At 59.2% G+C, this 21,051-nt stretch carries 17 protein-coding genes and 1 pseudogene; 10 read left to right on the top strand and 8 right to left on the bottom strand.

Annotated features, from left to right (window positions below; genetic code table 11):
• Window positions 1-10: 10 nt before the first annotated feature.
• Genes aroQ through ABGT65_RS00520 form a run of 3 tightly spaced genes read left to right on the top strand, consistent with a single transcriptional unit; the run spans window position 11 to window position 3,409 of the window.
• Window positions 11-436 carry a type II 3-dehydroquinate dehydratase gene (gene aroQ / locus ABGT65_RS00530; RefSeq protein WP_346699279.1) on the top strand — a complete coding sequence of 142 codons (426 nt, stop codon included), beginning with the start codon at window positions 11-13 and terminating at the stop codon, window positions 434-436.
• A 45-nt stretch (window positions 437-481) separates the two neighbouring features.
• Complete coding sequence (gene pyk / locus ABGT65_RS00525; protein ID WP_346699278.1) at window positions 482-1,957, top strand: pyruvate kinase; 1,476 nt, start codon at window positions 482-484, stop codon at window positions 1,955-1,957.
• A 3-nt stretch (window positions 1,958-1,960) separates the two neighbouring features.
• Complete coding sequence (locus tag ABGT65_RS00520; protein WP_346699277.1) at window positions 1,961-3,409, top strand: lipopolysaccharide biosynthesis protein; 1,449 nt, start codon at window positions 1,961-1,963, stop codon at window positions 3,407-3,409.
• A gap of 139 nt (window positions 3,410-3,548) precedes the next feature.
• Here the strand turns inward: ABGT65_RS00520 and buk are convergent, their stop codons facing one another.
• The 5 genes from buk to ABGT65_RS00495 form a co-directional block, all read right to left on the bottom strand.
• Window positions 3,549-4,616, bottom strand: a complete 1,068-nt coding sequence (gene buk / locus ABGT65_RS00515; protein ID WP_346699276.1) for a butyrate kinase — start codon at window positions 4,614-4,616, stop codon at window positions 3,549-3,551.
• Window positions 4,617-4,671: 55 nt separating this feature from the next.
• The gene (locus ABGT65_RS00510; RefSeq protein ID WP_346699275.1) at window positions 4,672-5,580 is read right to left on the bottom strand and encodes a phosphate acyltransferase; all 909 of its coding nucleotides are present in this window, start codon (window positions 5,578-5,580) and stop codon (window positions 4,672-4,674) included.
• Between the two features lie 63 nt (window positions 5,581-5,643).
• On the bottom strand, window positions 5,644-6,846 hold the full coding sequence (locus tag ABGT65_RS00505; RefSeq protein ID WP_346699274.1) for an acetate kinase: 1,203 nt from the start codon (window positions 6,844-6,846) through the stop codon (window positions 5,644-5,646).
• Window positions 6,847-6,958: 112 nt separating this feature from the next.
• Entirely contained in the window at window positions 6,959-7,330 is a 372-nt protein-coding gene (gene crcB, locus ABGT65_RS00500; protein WP_346699273.1) for a fluoride efflux transporter CrcB, read from the bottom strand.
• 246 nt (window positions 7,331-7,576) lie between these two features.
• Window positions 7,577-7,927, bottom strand: coding sequence for a helix-turn-helix domain-containing protein (locus tag ABGT65_RS00495; RefSeq protein WP_346699272.1), 351 nt, complete (start codon window positions 7,925-7,927; stop codon window positions 7,577-7,579).
• Window positions 7,928-8,207: 280 nt separating this feature from the next.
• Between ABGT65_RS00495 and ABGT65_RS00490 the strand changes: the two genes are divergently transcribed.
• From ABGT65_RS00490 to ABGT65_RS00475, 4 genes and pseudogenes are all read left to right on the top strand, one after another.
• Complete coding sequence (locus ABGT65_RS00490) at window positions 8,208-9,287, top strand: IS110 family transposase (protein ID WP_087309029.1); 1,080 nt, start codon at window positions 8,208-8,210, stop codon at window positions 9,285-9,287.
• Window positions 9,288-9,667: 380 nt separating this feature from the next.
• Complete coding sequence (locus ABGT65_RS00485; RefSeq protein WP_346699271.1) at window positions 9,668-10,051, top strand: nuclear transport factor 2 family protein; 384 nt, start codon at window positions 9,668-9,670, stop codon at window positions 10,049-10,051.
• 12 nt (window positions 10,052-10,063) lie between these two features.
• Window positions 10,064-10,603: a flavodoxin family protein gene (locus ABGT65_RS00480; RefSeq protein WP_346699270.1), complete on the top strand. Its 540-nt coding sequence runs from the start codon at window positions 10,064-10,066 to the stop codon at window positions 10,601-10,603.
• A gap of 12 nt (window positions 10,604-10,615) precedes the next feature.
• A pseudogene (locus ABGT65_RS00475) lies at window positions 10,616-10,897 on the top strand (flavodoxin family protein); the annotation flags it as partial.
• Window positions 10,898-11,444: 547 nt separating this feature from the next.
• Here ABGT65_RS00475 and ABGT65_RS00470 read toward each other — a convergent pair.
• The 3 genes from ABGT65_RS00470 to ABGT65_RS00460 form a co-directional block, all read right to left on the bottom strand.
• Window positions 11,445-12,701 (bottom strand): glutamate-5-semialdehyde dehydrogenase, encoded by a 1,257-nt coding sequence (locus ABGT65_RS00470; RefSeq protein ID WP_346699269.1) that lies wholly within the window; start codon window positions 12,699-12,701, stop codon window positions 11,445-11,447.
• A gap of 4 nt (window positions 12,702-12,705) precedes the next feature.
• A complete protein-coding gene (gene proB / locus ABGT65_RS00465) occupies window positions 12,706-13,797 on the bottom strand; it encodes a glutamate 5-kinase (RefSeq protein WP_346699268.1) in 1,092 nt (363 codons plus the stop codon).
• A gap of 125 nt (window positions 13,798-13,922) precedes the next feature.
• Complete coding sequence (locus ABGT65_RS00460; protein WP_346699267.1) at window positions 13,923-14,594, bottom strand: response regulator transcription factor; 672 nt, start codon at window positions 14,592-14,594, stop codon at window positions 13,923-13,925.
• A 254-nt stretch (window positions 14,595-14,848) separates the two neighbouring features.
• On the opposite strand from ABGT65_RS00460, the gene ABGT65_RS00455 reads away from it, so the two are divergent.
• The 3 genes from ABGT65_RS00455 (at window position 14,849) to yidC (ending at window position 20,937) form a co-directional block, all read left to right on the top strand.
• Window positions 14,849-17,272, top strand: a complete 2,424-nt coding sequence (locus ABGT65_RS00455; RefSeq protein ID WP_346699266.1) for a DUF349 domain-containing protein — start codon at window positions 14,849-14,851, stop codon at window positions 17,270-17,272.
• Window positions 17,273-17,299: 27 nt separating this feature from the next.
• On the top strand, window positions 17,300-18,919 hold the full coding sequence (locus ABGT65_RS00450) for a CTP synthase (protein WP_346699265.1): 1,620 nt from the start codon (window positions 17,300-17,302) through the stop codon (window positions 18,917-18,919).
• A 74-nt stretch (window positions 18,920-18,993) separates the two neighbouring features.
• The gene (yidC, locus tag ABGT65_RS00445; protein ID WP_346699264.1) at window positions 18,994-20,937 is read left to right on the top strand and encodes a membrane protein insertase YidC; all 1,944 of its coding nucleotides are present in this window, start codon (window positions 18,994-18,996) and stop codon (window positions 20,935-20,937) included.
• Window positions 20,938-21,051: the final 114 nt, after the last annotated feature.

Below are 21,051 nucleotides of genomic sequence, written 5' to 3'. Positions count from 1 at the left end.
CTGACAACTCATGAAAATATTGATTCTCAACGGCCCGAACCTCAACCTGCAGGGCCGCCGCGATCCCGAAATCTACGGCTCCCGCACCTTCGAAGGTTTTTTTGAGGAGTTGAAGGGGCGTTACCCCCACGTGGACTTCGATTATCTCCAGTCGAATCACGAAGGCGTGCTCATCGATACCGTGCAGCAGGCTGACGGCCGTTACGACGGTATCGTCCTCAATGCCGGAGGCTATACCCACACCTCCGTGGCCCTGCGCGATGCCGTGGCGGCGGTCTCCGTGCCGGTCGTCGAGGTCCATATCTCCTCGATCCTCGCCCGCGAGGGGTTCCGCCACACCTCCATGCTCGCTCCCGTGGCCAGGGGCTCCATCATGGGATTCGGGCTCGACTCCTATCGGCTGGGCGTTGAGGCGCTGCTGAATCCCGTCCGATAGCCGGGAATCGCTGAATATATCTGAAAACGAAAAACTGAGTGTTTTATGTATCGCATGAAAAAAACCAAGATCGTCGCCACGATGTCCGATTTCCGCTGTACCGAGGAGTTCGTACAGAAACTTTTCGATGCCGGAATGGACGTGGTGCGCGTGAACTCCGCCCACGTTACCGAAGAGGGTGCCACGAAGATCGTCGAAACCGTACACCGGGTCAATCCCGCCATCCCGATCATGATCGACACCAAAGGCCCCGAGATCCGTGTCACGACGATTGCCGACGAATACGGAAACAGCATCCGCTTCCAGGCCGGAGACCGGGTCGCCGTGCGCGGCTCCGACGGTTCGGACCGCACGACCCGCAAGGTCGTCTACATGAACGTCCCCTCGATCGTCCGCGATATTCCCGTCGGGGCCCGGATGCTCATTGCCGACGGTGAACTGGAGATCCGCGTCCTCGGAAAGAACGACGAGGAACTTGACTGCGAATTCGTGATCGGCGGGGCCATGCGCTCCCGAAAGAGCGTCAATGTCCCCGGCGTCTCGATCGACCTCCCCTCCGTCACCGAGAAGGACCGCCGGTTCATCGAATGGGCCGTGCGCAACGACGTCGACTTCATCGCCCATTCGTTCGTCCGTTCGGCCCGCGACGTCAAGGCCGTGCAGGATATTCTCGACGCGCACGGCAGCAAGATCAAGATCATCTCCAAGATCGAGAACCAGGAGGGGCTCGACAACATCGACGAGATCATCGAGGCCTCCTACGGAATCATGGTGGCCCGCGGCGACCTCGGTGTCGAACTCCCCGCCGAGGCCATTCCCAACGCCCAGCGGCGTATCGTCGAGAAGTGCATCTGCGCCAAGCGGCCCGTGATCATCGCCACCCAGATGCTCTATTCGATGGTCAAGTCGCCCCGCCCGACCCGTGCCGAAGTCAGCGACGTGGCCAGCGCCATCTACGAACGGGTCGATGCCGTGATGCTCAGCGACGAAACCGCCATGGGCGACTATCCCGTCGAGGCTGTCGAAACGATGTCCCGCGTGGCCCGCGCCATCGAACGCGACGAGGAGCACTTCCAGCCCATGATCGACATGAACATGGTCTCGGTGAACCACGAAATCACCGCCCAGCTCGCCCGTTCGGCCGTCCGCGCCTCGACGAACCTCCCGATCAAGTACGTCGTCCTCGACACCAAAACCGGCCGCACGGGTCGTTATCTGGCCGCTTTCCGCGGTCGCAAAACCGTTATGGCCGTCTGCTACTCGCTCCATGCGCAGCGGATTCTCGCCCTCTCCTACGGCGTGGTGCCGATCCTTCGCAACCAGGAGCTCTCGGACCGTTACCACTTCCTGGTCGATGCGCTGGAGTTCATCGATCAGTACCGCAAACTCAACGATGACGATCTGCTGGCCATCGTCGGCGGAAGCTTCGGTCCCGACGGCGGCGCTTCCTACGTCGAAATCGCTACCGTGAAGAGCATCCGGCACCGCAACGAGGAGATTACGGCCCGGCACAACGCATAGAAGTTGGCCGGAGAACTCAAAGAAAAAGTCGCGCAGGGCGTGGCCTGGAGCATGGCCGAGAAGATCGGTTCCATGCTCCTCACCCTGGCCGTGCGGCTCGTGATCCTGCGCCTGCTGACCCGCGATATCCTCGGCTTCATGTCGATCCCCTCGGCCGTGGTGACCGTTCTGCTCGTCATCGTCGACGGAGGCTTCTCCCAAAGTCTCATCCGCCACCGGAACCCCCGGGAGTACGACTACAAGTCGGTTTTCCTCTTCAATATCGCCATGGCGGCCCTGCTCTACGTCGCGGTGCTCGCCCTGTCGCCCCTCGCGGCCCGCTGGTACGACATGCCCGAAATCGCTCGCATCGCACCCGTCTTCTTCCTCCTCCTGCCCCTCAATGCCCTTTGCTCGGTCCAGAACTCCATCTTCGTCCGGCAGTTCCGCTTCGCACTCCTCTCCAAGGTGACCTTCCTTTCGGCACTCGTCGGAGGTGTGGCGGCCATCGTCCTGGCATTGACCGGCTGGGGAATCTGGGCCCTTGTCGCCGAACGGCTCCTCGCCGCTGTCGTGCGCACCCTCCTGCTGTGGTGGCTCAGCGACTGGAGACCCCGCGGCGCCTTCGGGTGGAGGCCCATCCGGAAAATGGCGCCTTTCAGCTTCAGCCTCATGGCCACCGACCTGATCTCCAACTTCTACAACAAGATCCCGCAGTTCTTCCTCGGAAAACTCTACGATCCCGCAACCCTCGGATCCTTCGACCAGGCGGTGAAAATCAAGGACATGCCCGCAACAACCGGAATGCAGGCCGTACAGAGCGTCACCTTCCCCGCACTGGCGAAGATCGGAGACGACGCCCCGAAATTCGCCGAAAGCTACCGGCAGATCGTGCTGGTCATCGCCTACGTGATGTTCCCCATCATGCTCGGACTCTCCGCCGTGGCATACGACATGTTTGCCGTATTTCTCGGCGTCGAGTGGATGCCGACCGTTCCCTATTTCGAGGTCCTCTGTCTCTCCGGAATCTTCTATCCCATCGGGCTCGTCTCCTACAACGTCCTGAAGGTCAAAAGCAAGGGACCCCTGATCGTCCGGCTCGAAATCCTCAAGAAGATACTGATGACCCTTATCTTCGCCGTGACCATCCCGCACAGCGTCATGGCCGTGGTCTGGGGCATGGTCCTGATTGCCGCCTGCGAAATGGCGGTCAACTTCTGGGCGACACGCCGCTTTACGACCTTCACGACCCGCCGCTTCCTGAAAACCCTGCTGCCCGTGACGCTCGTCTCCCTGGCCATGTATGCCGCCGTGCGCCTGACCGCCGTGGCGCTGCCCGGAAATGCGCTCCTCAGACTTACGGCCGAGGTTCTCGTCGGTATTCTCTCTTACGCCGGGCTTTCGAAACTATTCCGGCTGGAGGCCTTCCGGGAGGTCGTCACCATCCTTAAACAACAGATCGCCCGCAAATAGGCGATCTGTCATTTTTCCCGGCATCCGCATCCGGCAGGTATGTATGGCGATTCCGTCCGCGTCAGCCGCAGCCTCCGCTATGGCCTGTCCGTCTCAGCGTAGTCCCCGTATTATCCGTCCGCGTCAGCCGCAGCCTCCGCTATTGGTAGACCTTCGGCGTGATGACGCCCCGGAGCACCACCAGCGCATTCTGGACCAGCGATTCGAGCTCGTTCTCTCCCGCGTAGACCGTGACCGGAGCGATGAACCCGCAATGGCGCCGGATGTAATCCACCACCGGTTCGTTGTAGGCGATGCCGCCCGTCAGCAGAATCCCGTCCACCCGGCCTTCGAGCACCGCAGCCATCGCGCCGACCTGTTTCGAAATGTTGTAGCACATCGCATCCAGCACCTTCCGGGCCCGCTGGTCTCCCTGCGCAATGCGCTCCATCACCTGAATCACGGAGTTCGTCCCCAGGTAGGCGACCAGCCCGCCCTTGCTCGAAACGAACTTCAGCAGCTCCTCCTTCGTGTACTGCCCCGAAAAGCAGACCTTGATCAGCTCGCTCGACGGAATGCTCCCCGCCCGGTCCGGAGCGAAGGGCCCGTCGCCGTCCAGGGCGTTGTTCACGTCCACGATCCGGCCCCGGCGGTGGGCCGCCACCGAGATGCCTCCGCCCATGTGGGCCACGATCAGGTTCGTCTCCTCGTAGATTCGCCCCGTCTTCGCGCAGTGCAGACGCGCAATCGCCTTCTGGTTCAGGGCGTGGAAGACCGATTTCCGCGGGCACATCGGCATTCCCGTGATCCGCGCCCGGTCGTCCATCTCGTCCACGACCGGAGGATCGGCGATATAGGCCTTCACCTTGGCCATGTGCGCAATCTGCGCCGCAAGCAGTCCGCCCAGGTTGCAGGCGTGCTTCATCACCGCGTGGCGCAGGTCGTAGCGCATCCGTGAATTCACTTCGTAGACACCGGCCGGAATCGGGCGGATCAATCCGCCGCGGCCGATGACGGCCGAAAGATCCCGCAACGGAAATTCCGCATCCCGGAGCGCCGAAAGAATCAAACCCCGACGCCAGTCCAGCTGGTCGATCACGTCGGTGAAGCGTTGCAGCTCCTCCGTGGAGTGCCGCAGGGTCAGATCCAACAAAGGCCGCTCCTCGTCATAGAGGGCGACCTTCGTGGATGTTGAGCCGGGATTTATCGCTAAAATCTTGTAGCCCATAAAGTTCTCGGTTCAGCAGGTTAGGTTGGTTGGTTGTGTGGTTTCGGGCTGCGTCTTATTTTCTTACGGCCAGACAGGCCAGGGCGATCGAGAAGAGCTTCGTGCGGCTCGTATCGCCGCGCGACGTCAGCACGCACGGTACGTTCGTGCCCATCACCATGGCGGCCAGCTCTCCGCCGCACAGGTGCGTCGTGCTCTTGAAGAAGACGTTGGCCGATTCCAGGTTCGGGAAGAGCAGGCAGTCCGGGTCGCCGGCCACCGACGAACCCTTCACCTTCTTGTGTTCGGCAACCTCCTTGTAGAGCGCCACGTCCAGCGACAGCGGTCCGTCGACGATCACGTTGCCCAGCTGTCCGCGGTCGCCCATCTTCGCCAGAAGGGCTCCGTCCGTCGAGGAGATCACGTTCGGAAGAACCTGTTCCGACGGGGCGATGCAGGCGATCTTCGGCGTCGTGATGCCCAGCAGGTTGGCCGTCTGCGCCAGATAGCCGATCTGTTTCATCTTCTGCTTGAAGTCCGGCAGCGGAATCACCGCCACGTCCGAGATGATCAGCAGTTTGTGGTAGCACGGCATCTCCACGATCGAGACGTGACTCAACACGCCCTTCGGCGGGAAGAGACCCGCATCCTTGTTCAGGATCCCGCGCATGTACTTGTCCGTCGAGACCAGACCCTTCATGAGCACGTCGGCGTTCCCCGCTACGACGGCTGCCACGGCCTGCTGCACGCACTTCACGTCATTCGGCTCGTCCACGATGTTGAAGGCCTTGAGGTCGAGATTGTTCTCCGCGCAGACCTGTTCGATCACCTTCTTGTCGCCGTAGAGCGTCGGCTCCACAAGCCCCTCCTTGTAGGCGTTGTAAACCGCCTCCAGTGTGTGCGAATCCTGGCCGTAGGCTACGGCAAGACGTTTTTTACCCCGTTTTCTCGCCTCTTCGACGATCTCGGTAAGATGCTGAATCATAATTTTCGAATTTTAGTGTTCGTCTCTCTTTCTGTTTGGTTTGCCGGTGTTGGGGTCGGTGCCCTATTTGACCAGATTGTAGGTGTCCGTGGCGATCATCAGCTCCTCGTCGGTGGCGATCACGGCCACCTTCACCTTCGAATCCGCAGCCGAAAGCAGTTTGTTCACGCCCCGGGCCCCCTTGTTGGCCTCGGTGTCGAACTTCACGCCCATGAACTCCAGGCCCGTGCAGACCGATTCGCGCATCTCGCTCGAATTCTCGCCCACACCGCCCGTGAAGACGATCAGGTCCACGCCGCCCATCTCCGCGGCGTATTCGCCCACGAACTTCTTGATCCGGCGGTAGTACATGTCGCGTGCCAGGATCGCACGCGGGTTGCCCTCCTCGTAGGCGTGGTCGATGTCGCGCATGTCGCTCGAAATGCCCGTCAGACCCATGACGCCCGACTTCTTGTTCATCATCGTCTCCAGTTCGGCATAGCTCATGCCCTCCTTCTCGCCGATGAAGGTGATGGCGCTGGCATCCACCTGCCCGCAGCGCGTGCCCATCACCAGACCGTCGAGCGGCGAGAAGCCCATCGACGTGTCGAACGACTTGCCGTTCAGCACGGCCGTCACCGAACCTCCGTTGCCGATGTGGCAGGTGATGATCTTCGAGTGCTCGAAGTCCAGCCCGGCCAGCTCGGCACCCACTCGTGCCACGTACTTGTGGCTCGTGCCGTGGAAGCCGTACTTCCGCACGCGGTATTTTTCATAGTATTCGTAGGGCAGGGCGTACATGTAGTTTACCGCGGGGATCGTCTGGTGGAACGACGTGTCGAAGACCGTCACCTGCGGCGTCCCGGGGAGCACTTTCTCCACGGCGTTGATCCCTTCCAGGCTGGCCGGGTTGTGCAGCGGGGCAATCTGGCACAGCGAACGGATCTTCTCCTTCACCTCCTCCGTCACCAGGCAGCTTGCCGGGAAGTATTCGCCGCCGTGTGCCACGCGGTGTCCCACGGCCTTCACCTCGTCGAGCGAGGCGATCACGCCGTGTGACGGATCGGTCAGTGCGTCGAGTACCAGCTTGATACCCGTCGTGTGGTCGGGAATCGGCTGGTGCACTTCGAACGGTGTCTTGCCCACGGGTTTGTGGGTCAGGTCGCCCTCCGGAAGCCCGATGCGTTCCACGAGTCCCTTGGCGAGCAGTTTGCCCGAAGCGGCCGTCATGTCGATCACCTGATATTTGATCGATGAAGAGCCGCAGTTCAATACGAGAATTACCATAATGTATCAGTTGTTAAAGTTTATATGTTTGCATTCCTCGGCCTCTCTCCGCAACGTTTCTGTCCTCTTTCCCGCATCCTTCTGCTGTTGCTCGGCCGGTCTTTCCCTTGCTCTAACCCTTCATTTGCGACCCCAGGTGCATTCCCAGCGTCGTGAAGGCGAGACATACGCCCACGCTCAAAACGACATAACCCGCCGCCGGTCCGTAATCTCCGGCCCGGAGCAGGCGTACGGTATCTGCCGAGAAGGTCGAGAAGGTCGTGAAACCCCCGCAGAAGCCCGTCACGAGCAGCCAGCCCGCCGTCGACGACGTGAGTGTCTGCAGCAGGATGCCGATCAGCAGCGACCCCGCGGCATTGACAACGAACGTCCCCACCGGGAATCCCAGCATCGTCTGGCCTCCCAGCGTCCACGTCGAAAGCAGGTAGCGGGCCATGCTCCCCGCAGCACCTCCGAGACCCACGCAGAAAAGTGCACGAATCATACACTAAATATAGGCATTATTTTACGGACTTGCAAATTTAGCAATAAAATGATTACGGATCGTTCGGTTTTTTGTCAGAAAAAGCGATGTTTAAATAGGAATATATTAGAAATAAGCTATCTATGAGCTTTTCTCAAAGGACGAGGTAATGACTTGGAAACAGTCGCTATTTCTGCGATATGCCATTTATTTCTGTCAAACAACTCTTGTCTTGCCACAAAAATAGCGAAAAGCAACCGAATTCTATTACCGTTTCCCATATTTCTTTTCAAATAATTCCGTATTCTTCTCTCCCCATGCAATCATTGCATCGATGATGGGAATCAGCGTCATCCCCAGTGGTGTGATGGCATATTCCGAGCGCGGAGGCAATTCGGGAAAAATAGTTTTCGCCACCAGCCCGTCTTCCACCAATTCCTTCAGTTGCATATCAAGCACACGAGGCGTAGCTTCGGGGAATATCTTGTGCAGTTCGCTGGGACGCAGGGCACGGTAGCGCAGTTCGTCCAGGATGCATGACTTCCACTTGGAATCAATCAGGCTCATGGTCAGCCGCAAGGGACAGTCCAAATCCACAGGTATCTTTCTTTCGTACATGGTTCTATCGTTATTGAATGGTTACGCCTGCAAAGGTAAGGATAATATGCCGTAACGTGGATATACCGAATAATTTTTCAGTATATGAATAATTTTTCGGTACTTGTACAGGCAGGAGGAATCACCTACCTTTGCAGCATCAAACCAAGATAATCAATTAAACAGTTCCTATGTTTACGATCCGAGTAGACCGCACCGATAGCGGATAGAAGAAAAAAGCTATCGAGATTTTGGTTAGATTAAAGCAGCCAAACCTTAACTAACTAAAATAGCGATAGCCATGAGAGGACAAAGAAACGAAATTAGTTTCAGAGGACAAAAGATTTATATAGGGATCGATGTCCATTTGAAGAGTTGGTCGGTTACGGTCTTGTCGGAGACCTCCGTGCTGAAGAAGTTTAGTCAGCATCCGAGTCCGGAAGCATTGCACGGATTTCTGGCGCGGAGTTATCCGGGAGCCGAATATCATTCGGTATACGAAGCCGGCTTCTGCGGGTTCTGGATACACGAACGGCTGACGGCATTAGGGATTGACAACATCGTGGTCAATCCGGGGGATGTTCCGACCAAGAGCAGTGAAAAGCTTCGTAAGAGTGACGCCGTGGATAGCAGCAAGCTGGCGCGGAGTTTACGAGCCAACGAACTGAAAGGCATTTACACGCCGGACAGCGCATCGTTGGAGATGCGTTCCTTGATAAGATTGAAGAACTCGATAACAAAAGACACGACGCGTCAGAAGAACCGGATCAAGTCCCAATTGCGGTATCTGGGCATTGGGATTCCACAAGAGTTCCTCGAACCGTTCTCCAACTGGTCAAAACGTTTTATTGCCTGGTTGAAGGAGGTTGAAACCCTCACACCGAGCGGGCGTCAGGCCCTCGACATTCAAATCCGGCATCTGGAGGAGCTACGCCGCCAGAAGTTGGAGATGACACGGGCTTTGCGGACATTGGCCAAGACGGACCGGTTTCGCGAACCGCTGCGGTTGATTATGACCGTTCCGGGGTTCGGACAGGCTACGGGAATGGCATTTCTTTCGGAGATATGCGACATTGCCCGTTTCCGCAATGCCGAACAACTGGCCGCCTATATCGGGATGATCCCGATGTGCCATTCCAGTGGAGAGAAAGATGGGACAGGAGACATTACCGTGCGAAGAAACGCCGTCATGCGCTGTAACCTGATAGAGGCCGCATGGGTGGCGGTACGTCAAGACCCTGCGATGAACCTGTTTTTTACTGAACAGTGCAAGCGAATGCCAAAGAGCAAGGCCATCGTAAAGGTCGCTCGCAAACTGGTCAACAGATTATACTTCGTACTCAAGCACCAGACTGATTATGTCAATAGTGTCATGTCATAGAGAAACCCTTCCGGTAAACGGATTTTCCCAGAGAGAATACTACATGATGTTTGCGGCGTTAACGTCCGCTTAAAATAGTTTGCTCCTCTGGCCTTTGTAAACTAATACAGGAACATGCGGCAGCGTGCTGACCGCTGTGGAAAGTCTGTTTACCGAAGGTTTTTTACGGGTTCTGAAATCTCGGCTTTCGAAAGGGCCAAAGGTGTTAAGCACGAAGTGTCTCCGCACCGGCTCGATCAGAGGCCGGCGGAGTCACTTGTGCCTTGACCTTTGGCCGGGAAGATCTTCAAGAAACGCAATATGTTGTTAATGAAATAAAAACAAATCTAACCAAAAACTTTGATCCAAATTTATTTGGATTGTAACTGGAAATTAACATCATGAGAGCAAGTATCGAAGAGTACAAGGCAGTGGAAGCAGCTGCCATGAAGTTTGTGAAAAGCGTGGCGGAAGGCAACAGCAAGTACGCCCGCGAGTTGTTTATTGACGAAGCCGTCCTGTTCGGCTACCTCGACGGGAAGCTGGAGCACGGCAGCATCGAGCAGTTCTACCGCAATGTGGACACCGTAGGCGCAGGCGATGACTTCAAGGCACGCATCGATGTGGTGGACGTGGAAGAGACCCTCGCCGTGGTGCGCGTGCTGGAAGAGAAATGGGGAGGCCGTATCGACTTCACCGACTACCTGCTGCTGATGAAGATGAACGGCGAGTGGCGGTGCGTGGCAAAGGCGTACAATCAGAATTCGGATACCATTCAAAAGTAAGGAGGAAGCGTCATGAAGATAACAGTCATTACGGGCAGTCCTCGCAAGCATGGCAACAGCTTTGCCCTAACGGATGCATTTATCAGGGAAGCGGAGAAACTCGGCCATACGGTGCAACGCTTTGATGCCGCACTGATGAAGATAGGCGGCTGCCGTGCCTGTCAGACCTGCTTCAAGACGGGCAAGGCTTGTTCATTTGATGATGATTTCAACCTTATTGCACCTGCCATCATGGAAGCCGATGCTGTCGTATTCACCATGCCGACCTACTGGTATTCCATCCCGGCACAGATAAAGGGCGTGGTTGACCGCCTGTTTTCATTCGTGGTAGGCGGAAAGGATATCGCCGGAAAGAAATGCGGACTGATAGCCTGCTGCGAAGAAGACGACGTGACGGTAATGGACGGCATCCGTATGCCGCTGGAGCGTTCTGCCGCCCTGCTGAAATGGGAGATGGCTGGCGAAGTACTTATTACCGGAGTATTGAACGAAGGGGACATCAACAAGACAGACGGCTGCAAGCAAGCGGCTGAACTGGCGCATAAATTCTGAACGTACGTATCGTGCCGTCGTGGTGGAGCCTCTGCCACCTTCGAGCAGCTAAACCAGTATTTTACCATTGCCAACATGCCTGTCGTGGCATCTCAATACTGGAACTCGGTGCACGGCTTCACGCCCGATGACGTGCGCAAGGACAAGGAGGGCTTGCAGACCATGCGCGTCTTGGGGCAAAACATGGCGTGGCTGCTGAAGTGCATCGAAAGCGGGCGGAAGACGGCAGTATCCGCACCGTTCACATTGGAGAACTGCTTAAATTCGGGCAATCAGTGGGCAAACAGGAGGTAGATTATGAACTGACCGTTTGCAGCGCTACGGAAGACACAGCCATAGCCCGTATAGAATCCCGCTTCAGCAAAGCCGGAACGTACACCGACATGTTTACCCTTGTCAAAGGGGCGGACGGCTGGAAGATAGTCAGCAAGATATACCACTTGTACAAAAAGAATTAAAAACATTCAGATGACCAACGGGAGGGCGGCAAGAGGTTTTGGTCTGCCCAAAACACAATCTTGCTACCCTCCCGTTGGTATTGTTTACAATCCCATGCCCTTGCCTCTTCTAAGCGGCTCAACCGTCCTTTTAACGGATGAGAACAGCCTGCCAAACTGCTCTCTGAACCATTCGACAATCAGTTGCCCGTTTATGGCAGGTTGCGTGGCTTTTCCATCGGGTAATGATTTGGAAATGCATCTGCTGCTGCAATCTGCCTAAATCCGTTTTCCCGACCTTATGCCGTTCTGTGCCACTTGAAATCAAACTGTCTGACTGTCAGTGGGAATAGTCAAATTTGCCTTTTATTCTGGCTGAAAACCGGGATTTTTTGTCGGATCCGTCAGGCCGGCCGCGTCTGCCCGTCGCCCGTGATGACGTATTTGTAGGTTGTCAGTTCCGGAAGCCCCATCGGACCCCGGGCGTGGAGCTTCTGCGTCGAGATCCCCACCTCGGCGCCGAATCCGAACTGTCCGCCGTCGGTGAAGGCCGTCGATACGTTCACGTAGACGCACGCCGCGTCCACCCGCCGCGTGAAGGCCTCGGCCGCTGCCGCATCCTCGGTGACGATCGCCTCGCTGTGCCGCGACGAGTAGCGGGCAATGTGCGCCAGCGCCTCGTCGAACGACGACACGCTCTTTACGGCCAGTTTGTAGTCCAGGAACTCCGTGCCGTAGTGCTCCTCCGTGGCCGGGGCGAGCAGTGCGGCAGGGTAGTGTCCCTCCAGAGCTTCGAGGGCGGCCTTGTCGGCGTAGATCGTGACCCGGTGCCCGGCCAGCGGCGCACACAGCGCGGCGAGGTCCCCGAGCCGGTCGCGGTGGATGATGAGGCAGTCCAGGGCGTTGCAGACGCTCACGCGGCGCGTCTTGGCGTTGCAGATCACCGCACGGCCCTTCTCCAGATCGCCCGCGGCATCGAAATAGGTGTGGACGATCCCCGCACCGGTCTCGATCACCGGAACCCGGGCGTTCTCCCGCACGAAGCGGATCAGTCCCGCCCCGCCCCGCGGAATCACCACGTCGACGTAGCCGACGGCCCCGAGCAGTTCGCCCACCGCTGCGTGGTCCGACGGCAGCAGCGTGAAGGCCGCTTCGTCGAGCCCTTCGCGGCGCAGCGCTTCGTGGAGCCGGGCCGCAATCGCCTCGTTCGAGCGGCGGGCGTCGCTCCCGCCCTTCAGCACGCAGGCATTCCCGGTCTTCAGGCAGAGCGAGAAAATATCGGCCGTGACGTTCGGACGCGCCTCGCAGACCATCCCCACCACGCCGAACGGAACGCGCACCTTGCGGAGCTGCATCCCGTTCGGACGGCTCCAGGCGGCGAGCGCCTCGCCCTGCGGCGAGGGGAGTGCCGCTACCGACTCCATGTCCGCGGCGATGGCGGCGATCCGTTCGGGCGTCAGCCGCAGGCGGTCGCACAGCGGGGAGGCCGGGTCCATGGCCGCAAGGTCTTCGGCATTGGCCGTCAGGATCTCGTCGGTGTGGGTGCGGAGCAGCCCGGCTGCCGTGCGGACGGCCGACGAGAGCCGGTCTGCAGGGGTATTGGAGAGGGCGGTGCCGGCCCGGCGCGCTGCCTCGAAAAGTGCGCGGTAGTTTGTTTCCATGATCTTATTCCAGGTAAAGGTAATCGCAGTGAATCAGTGGTTTGAGACCTTTGCAGCCCAGGTTGCGGCGCGCCGTGGCGCTGTCGCACGAGATGCGGCCCACGCCCAGCTGGGTACCCTCCGGCGAGAGGACCCGCACGATGTCGTCCCGCTCGAAATCCCCCTCGACGTCGGTTACGCCCACGGCCAGCACGCTCGCTGCCTTGCTCCGGCTCACCGCGGCCGTCGCCCCGGCGTCGAGACGCAGCGCCCCCTTGGCGAAACCTTCGCTGCTGGCGATCCACTTCTTCACACCCGAAGCGGCGTGTCGGGCCGCTTCGAAGCGCGTGCAGACCACGTCGCGGTCCGTCAGCACGAGGTCCGTGAGGATCCCGTCGCGGCGTCCGTTGGCAATCACCACCTCGATCCCTTCGCCCGCCACGCGGCTCGAAATCCGGCTCTTGGAGGTCATGCCCCCGCGTCCGCGCGACGAGCGCGTCGTATCGATATACTGTGAAAGGTCCCGACCCGGCGCCACGCGCCGGATCACCTGCGACGACGGGTCGGCGGGCGAACCGTCGTAGATGCCGTCGATGTTGCTCAGGATCAGCAGCGCATCGGCGTCCATCATCGCCGCCACGAGTCCCGAAAGTTCGTCGTTGTCGGTGAACATCAGTTCCGTCACGGAGATCGTGTCGTTCTCGTTCACGATCGGGATCACCCCGGCCGCGAGCATCGCCTCCATGCAGTTGCGCTGGTTGAGGTACTGGCGGCGCGTCGAGAGGCTCTCCTTCGTGGTGAGCACCTGCCCGCACGCGATGCCGTAGTCGTTGAAGAGGTCGTAGTAGCGGTTCAGCAACTTCACCTGTCCGACCGCCGAGTAGAGTTGGCGCGCCGAAACCGTGTCGATGCGCCCCACGCGCGACTCCAGCAGGCTGCGCCCCGAAGCAACCGCCCCCGACGAGACGAGAACCACCTCCACACCCGCCCGGTGCAGGCGTGCAATCTGGTCCACAAGCGCCGAAATGCGCGTCGTGTCGGGGCGCCCGTCATCGCGCGTCAGCACGTTGCTGCCGATCTTGATCACGATGCGGCGGTATTTTCCCGTGTGTGTCATATTTTTCTCATTAACCTTTTCCTGCTCGGGCCTCTTCGTAGCCGGCCTTTTCGCGGCTGGGCCCTTCCGTATTCGAACCTTTTCGTGGTCGGACCTCGCCTGACCCCCCCCCTTCGGCCGGGGTGCTACGGCTCGTACTTGTAGCCTACGCCCTTGACCGTGACGATCCGTTCGTCGCCGATCTTCTGCCGCAGTTTCCGGATGTGCACGTCGATCGTGCGGTCGCCCACAACCACATCCGTGCCCCAGATCTTCGTGTAGATCTCCTCCCGCGGAATCAGACGCCCCGGCGACGAATAGAGCAGCTCCAGCAACGCGAACTCCTTGCGCGGAAGGGTGATCTCCTCGCCGTCGCGGATCACCGTGTAGCGCTCCCGGTCCACCGTAATGCCCGTCGGGGCCGGTTTCTTCGGAATCGGGTCCGCATCGATCCGCTTCAGGATCGCCTGCACGCGGCTCTTCAGGAGTTTCATCTTGATCGGCTTGGTCAGGTAGTCGTCGGCCCCCACGCCGAAACCCGCCAACTGCTGCTCCTCTTCGCCCAGTGCCGAGAGAAAAACCACCATCGTATCCTTCAACTCCGGATTCGCACGGATCGCCCGGCACGTCTGCGCCCCGTCCATCACCGGCATCATCATGTCCAGCAGGATCAGGTGCGGATGGCACTCCGCGGCGACCTTCAGCGCTTCGGCGCCGTTTTGCGCCGTGTAGACCTCGTAACCCTCGCGCACGAGGTTGTAGCGGACGAATTCCAGAATGTCGACCTCATCGTCGACCAGCAGGATGCGGTGGCTCATGGTTGCGGTTTCAAGGCGGGCGCACTCCGGGCGCCCGCATGGTGATAACTTTGCGAAGATACGAATTTTTCCGCGAATTCGTGCATTTTTTCCCGTCCGTCCGCCGAATCTCCGCTCCTCTTCCGTTGCTCCTCTCCCGGATTGCGACGTTGTTGCAGGTTTTGTCGATTTCTCTTTCGGGTTCCGCGGAAAATAAGTATATTTGCGGGATTTATGTACTCCCGCTTGTCCGGGAATCAAAAACATCAACTGAGATGGCTACTGAAAAACCGACACTTTCTGCTCCCGAGGAGCAAGTCAGCCCCCTGGCTGAAGATGCGCAGACGAGTCCCGTGGCGACTCCCGAAACCTCCGAATCCCAAATCCCGGCCGGGGAGGCGGCTCCCGCAGAGCCCGCTGTGACCCCTGCCCCTGAAGAGACCCCTGCCTCCGAGGATCCCGCTGCCGAAGAGGCCCCTGAGGCCGAATCCGCAGGAGCGGAGAAAACACCGGAAACCCCCGGGGCACCCGAAGCCCCCGCGGAAACTTCGGCCGAAACGCCTGCCGACGTCGAAACGGCGGCGGCACCTGTGACGGAACAGGTGGAGAAGCCCGTGCAGGAACCGGGGGAGGAGGCTGCGTCGGAGCCTGTGCAGGAATCCGTGGGGGAGGCAACTCCCGAGACCGTCTCCGAGGCTGTGCAGGAACCCGTGGGGGAGAGAGCTCCCGAGGCTGTTCGGGAACCGGCCGGTGCTGACGCCGCACCCCGCCCCAAGCGCGCTCGGATCAAATCCGCGGCGGAGCCTGTAGCCGATTTCGAAGAGGAGGAGGCCCCCGAAGAGGTGCGGATGGATTTCGTTGATGAGGAGGCGGCCCTCGCCGCACAGGATGCCGGACTCGAACTCGAAGGCGAAACCGCCGAGGAGGCCGAAGCCGAACAGCGCGCTGCCGAGGAGAAGGAGGCCCCCGAAGAGAAATTCGCCGGAAAGGGAAAGGAGGAGCTGGTCGCCATGTTCGCCCGGATGCTCGAAGAGCAGCCCGTACAGTCGATCCGCCGCGACGTCGAGGCCCTGAAGATCGCCTTCTACCGCATCCGCCGTTCGGAGGTTGAGGCCGCCCGCCGCCGCTTCCTCGAAGAGGGGGGCGCCGAGGAGGATTTCGCTCCCGCGGTCGACGGGGCCGAAGTGCAGCTCAAGGAGCTCTTCAAGGAGTACCGCCGCCGCCGCGACATCTTCATCGCCAACCTCGAGGCCGAAAAGGAGGCCAATCTCAAGGTCAAACAGCAGATCATCGAGGAGTTGAAGGAACTGGTCAACTCCGACGAGACGCTCAACCATACCTTCAACAAGTTCCGCGAACTCCAGCAGCGCTGGCGTGATACGGGCCCGGTGCCCCAGGCCTACATCAAGGACCTCTGGGAGACCTACAACCTCCATGTCGAGAACTTCTACAACTTCATCAAGATCAACAAGGAGCTGCGCGATCTCGACCTGAAGAAGAACTACGAGCAGAAGGTCGCCCTCTGCGAACAGGCCGAAGCCCTGCTGCTCGAACCCTCGGTGGTCGAGGCCTTCCACAAACTGCAGAAACTCCACGACGAGTGGCGCGAGACGGGTCCCGTGGCCAACGAGTACAAGGAGACCCTCTGGGAGCGCTTCAAGGCCGCGTCGAGCCGCATCAACAAACTCCATCAGGAGCATTTCGAAGCCCTCAAGGGCGAGCAGCTCAAGAACCTCGAACTCAAGACCGGACTCTGCGAGGCCACCGAAGAACTCGCCGCACAGCCCCTCACGACCCGCAGGGAGTGGAACAAGGCCAGCGACAAGCTCCTGGAGATCCAGAAAACCTGGAAGACCATCGGCTTCGCACCCAAGAAGGACAACAACCGTATCTACGAGCGTTTCCGCACCGCCTGCGACCGCTTCTTCGAGGCCAAACGCCAGTTCTATGCCGGGCTGAAGGCCGAGATGGATCACAACCTCCAGCTCAAGAACGAGATTTGCGAGGCTGCCGAGTCGCTCGTGAACAGCGAGGAGTGGAAGAAGACAACCGACGAACTGATCGCCCTCCAGACCCGCTGGAAGCAGATCGGGGCCGTGTCGCGCCGCCACTCCGAAGCCGTCTGGAAACGCTTCCGCGCCGCCTGCGACCGCTTCTTCGAACGCAAGGCCGCCCATTTCGCAACGGTCGACGGCGAGTATGAGGAGAACCTCCGCAAGAAACTCGCCCTGCTCGACGAAATGGCCGCCGCCGATGTCCGCACCGGCGGTTATGAGGTGATCCGCGACTTCCAGCGCCGCTGGAGCGAGATCGGATTCGTGCCCATCAAGCAGAAGGATGCCATCCAGAAGCGTTACAAGGCTGCCGTCGACGAACTGTTCAACGTCCTGCGCGGCTCCGAACGCGACCGCTCGATGGGCCGCTTCCGCGAGAAACTCTCCTCGATGAAGGGCGCCGGGGATCGCCGTCTCCGTTCCGAACGCGAACGCCTCTACAACAAGGTCCGCCAGCTGGAGCAGGAGATCGCCCTGCTGGAAAACAACATCGGATTCTTCGCCAAATCGAAAAACGCCGAGTCGCTCATCGCCGACGTGCGCGCCAAGATCGAGCGCGCCCGCGAGGAGATGAACGCAACCGTCGAGAAGGTCCGCATGATCGACAGCCAGGAGGCGGAAGAGAATCAGCCGGACAACAAATAGCAAAAAATATTTATCAGGACAACGAAGATGAAACTGACGAAACCCAAGTACATATTCGTGACGGGCGGTGTCGCCTCCTCGCTCGGGAAGGGAATCATTTCCGCCTCGATCGCGCGTCTGCTGCAGGCGCGGGGCTATTCCGTGACCATTCAGAAACTCGACCCCTACATCAACGTCGACCCCGGAACGCTCAACCCCTACGAGCACGGCGAATGCTACGTCACCGAAGACGGCGCGGAAACCGACCTCGACCTCGGACACTACGAGCGCTTTACGAACCAGCCCACCTCGAAGGCCAACAACGTCACCACCGGACGCATCTACAAAAGCGTCATCGAGAAGGAGCGAAAGGGCGAGTATCTCGGGAAAACCGTCCAGGTCATCCCCCATATCACCGATGAGATCAAACGCCGCATCCAGCTCCTCGGACAGACCAAAAAGTACGATGTGATCATCACCGAAATCGGCGGTACGGTCGGCGATATCGAGTCGCAGCCCTTCATCGAATCGGTGCGCCAGCTCCGCTATGCGCTCGGATACAGGAATACCGCTCTGGTGCATCTGACCCTGATCCCCTACATGGCCGCGTCGGGAGAGATGAAGACCAAACCTACGCAGCACTCCGTCAAGGCGCTGCTCGAAAACGGACTCCAGCCCGATATCCTCGTCCTGAGAGCCGAGCACTCGCTCACAACGGCCCTCAAACGTAAGGTCGCCCTGTTCTGCAACGTCGACGCCAATGCCGTCATGGAGTCCATCGACGTGCCCTCGATCTATGAGGTGCCCCTGATGATGCACGCTCAGCACCTCGACGAGGTGGTCCTCGACAAGCTGAACCTCCCGGCCGACAAAGAACCCGACATGGATGCCTGGTGCGCCTTCGTCGAGAAGATCAAGCATCCCTCGAAGAAGATCGACATCGCCCTCGTCGGTAAATATACCGAACTCCACGACGCCTACAAGTCGATCAGCGAGTCGTTCATCCACGCCGGGGCCGTCAACGACTGCCACGTCAAACTCCATTACGTCAACTCCGAGAAGATCACCCCCGAGAACGTCGAGGCTCAGCTCGGCAAGATGGGCGGTATCCTTGTGGCGCCCGGATTCGGAAACCGCGGGATCGAGGGCAAGATCGAGGCCGTGCGCTTCGCCCGGGAGAACCGGATCCCGTTCCTCGGAATCTGTCTCGGCATGCAGTGCGCCGTGATCGAATTCGCCCGCAACGTCCTCGGCATCGCCGATGCCAACTCCAGCGAGATGGAGCAGACCGCACACCCGGTCATCGACCTCATGGAGGAGCAGAAGGGCGTAACCGCCAAGGGCGGAACGATGCGCCTGGGCGCCTACCCCTGTGTGCTGCGGAAAGGATCCAAAGCCGCCGAGGCCTACGGAAAACTCAATATCTCGGAACGCCACCGCCACCGTTACGAATTCAACAACGACTACCTCGAACGCTTCGAGGCCGCAGGCATGAAGGCCGTGGGCGTGAACCCCGATACGAACCTCGTCGAGGTCGTCGAGATCGAGGGCCATCCCTGGTTCGTCGGTACGCAGTTCCACCCCGAATACAAGAGCACCGTCCTGAGCCCTTCGCCGCTCTTCGTCGCCTTCGTGAAGGCCGCGCTGGAGTTTGCCGAAGCCAAATAGGCGGAGAAACTGCAATCCCTGAAAAAAGCACGCTCCCGCTGTTTTACTCACTCGAAACAAGCAACAACGTTTGAATGGATAAAAAATCGATTATCGGTATTGCCGTCGTGGCGCTCCTCTTCCTCGGATTCGCCTACTTCAGCAGTAAGGAACAACAGGAATTTCAACAACAGAAAGCCCTCTATGACGCCTATATGGATTCGGTGGCCCGCGCCTCGAATCCCGCACCTCTGGCCGACCCCGTGTCGCAGGAGGCGCTGATCGCCGATCCCGTCGATGCGGACTCGATCGCTTCGGCAGCCCGTCGGCGCCAGGTCGAAACCCTCGGGGCTGAGCTCGCCGAGGCCCGCGGTGCCCGGTCCGAAGAGTTCTCGGTCGAGAACGATGTGCTGGCGGTGACCTTCTCGACGCGCGGCGGTCAGGTCAAGAGCGTCACGCTCAAGGATTACACCAAATATGCCCCCCGCGGAGAACGCAACCAGCCCGTCGAACTCATGGACCCCGCAACGTCCCGGTTCGCAATGCTGTTCTACGTGAAAAACGGGCTGAGGAACATCCCCGTCAACACGATGGAGTACGTCTTCACGGCCGAGCCTGTCGAGACACTGGCCGACGGCGCGAAGCAGGTCGTCATGCGTCTGCCCGTGACCGCACGGGCTGCACTCGAATACCGCTACCTTATATATGATACGAAATCGCCCGAACGCGACTATCTTGTCGATTTCGACGTGCGCCTGGTGAACATGGCCCCCGAAATGGCCAACCAGACCCAGATCCAGATCGACTGGTCGAACACCTCCTATCAGAACGAGCGGGGTTTCAAGAACGAGAACATGTACACCACACTGGCGTACCGTTTCCCGGGCGAGAGTTCGATCGAGGAGCTCGGCATGAGCGAGGAGTCCAAATCGAAGGAGGTGACGACCCAGGTCAACTGGGTGGCTTTCAAACAGCAGTTCTTCTCGTCGGTCTTCATCGCTCCCGGGAATGTCTCCTACGCCAACCTCCGGTTCGATACGGCAATGCCCGAGTCGGATCTGCTCAAGAACTTCTCCGCGCAGATGTCCGTCCCCTATACGCCCCAGACCGAAGGGTATGACTTCGCCTTCTATTTCGGACCCAACAAGTATTCGATCCTCAAGAAGGTCGATTCCCCCGCAGGCGACGACATCCACCTCGAGCGACTCGTGCCGCTCGGGTGGGGAATCTTCGGATGGGTCAACCGCTGGTGCGTGATCCCGGTCTTCGACTTCCTCAGAAACTACATCTCCAGTTTCGGAATCATCATCCTGATCCTCGTGATTCTGGTCAAGGTCGTGATCTTCCCGATGACCTACAAGAGCTATGTCTCGATGGCCAAAATGCGGCTGATCAAACCCCAGGTCGACGAACTCAACAAGAAGTATCCCAAGCAGGAGGATGCCATGAAGCGCCAGCAGGCCACCATGGAACTCTACAGGAAGGCCGGTATCAACCCCATGGGAGGTTGCATCCCGATGCTGATCCAGCTGCCGATTCTGATCGCCATGTTCCGCTTCTTCCCCGCATCGATCGAGCTGCGCGGGCAGTCCTTCCTCTGGGCCGACGACCTCTCGTCGTATGACAGCGTGCTGAACCTGCCCTTCTCGATCCCATTCTACGGCGACCACGTCTCGTTGTTCGCGCTGTTGATGGCCGTGTCGCTCTTCGGCTACTCGTGGTTCAGCTACCAGCAGACCGCCTCGTCCCAGCCCCAGATGGCCGGTATGAAGTTCATGATGGTCTACCTCATGCCGATCATGATGCTCTTCTGGTTCAACGACTATTCCAGCGGTTTGTGTTACTATTACCTGCTTTCGAACCTCTTCACCATCGCCCAGACGCTCGTCATCCGCCGTATGGTCGACGATGATAAGATCCATGCCATCATGCAGGCCAATGCCGCGAAGAAATCCAAAGGCAGGAAATCGAAATTCCAGCAGCGTTACGAAGAGCTGCTCCGCCAGCAGGAGGCTCAGCAGCGCGCCCGCCGCAAATAGTGGCGGATGGCGGCCTGCTCCTTGCGGCGACTGAAGTGCCGGCTGCGGGACGTATCGAGCTGTCGGCCGAGTTGCGGGCCGCATCGGGTTGCCGGCCGTATTCAGCTGCTGGCC

It is taken from the genome of uncultured Alistipes sp., assembly GCF_963931675.1.
Lineage (GTDB): Bacteria > Bacteroidota > Bacteroidia > Bacteroidales > Rikenellaceae > Alistipes.
Note: the sequence above shows the minus strand (reverse complement) of the source record. Positions and strands in the feature narration are given on the sequence as shown.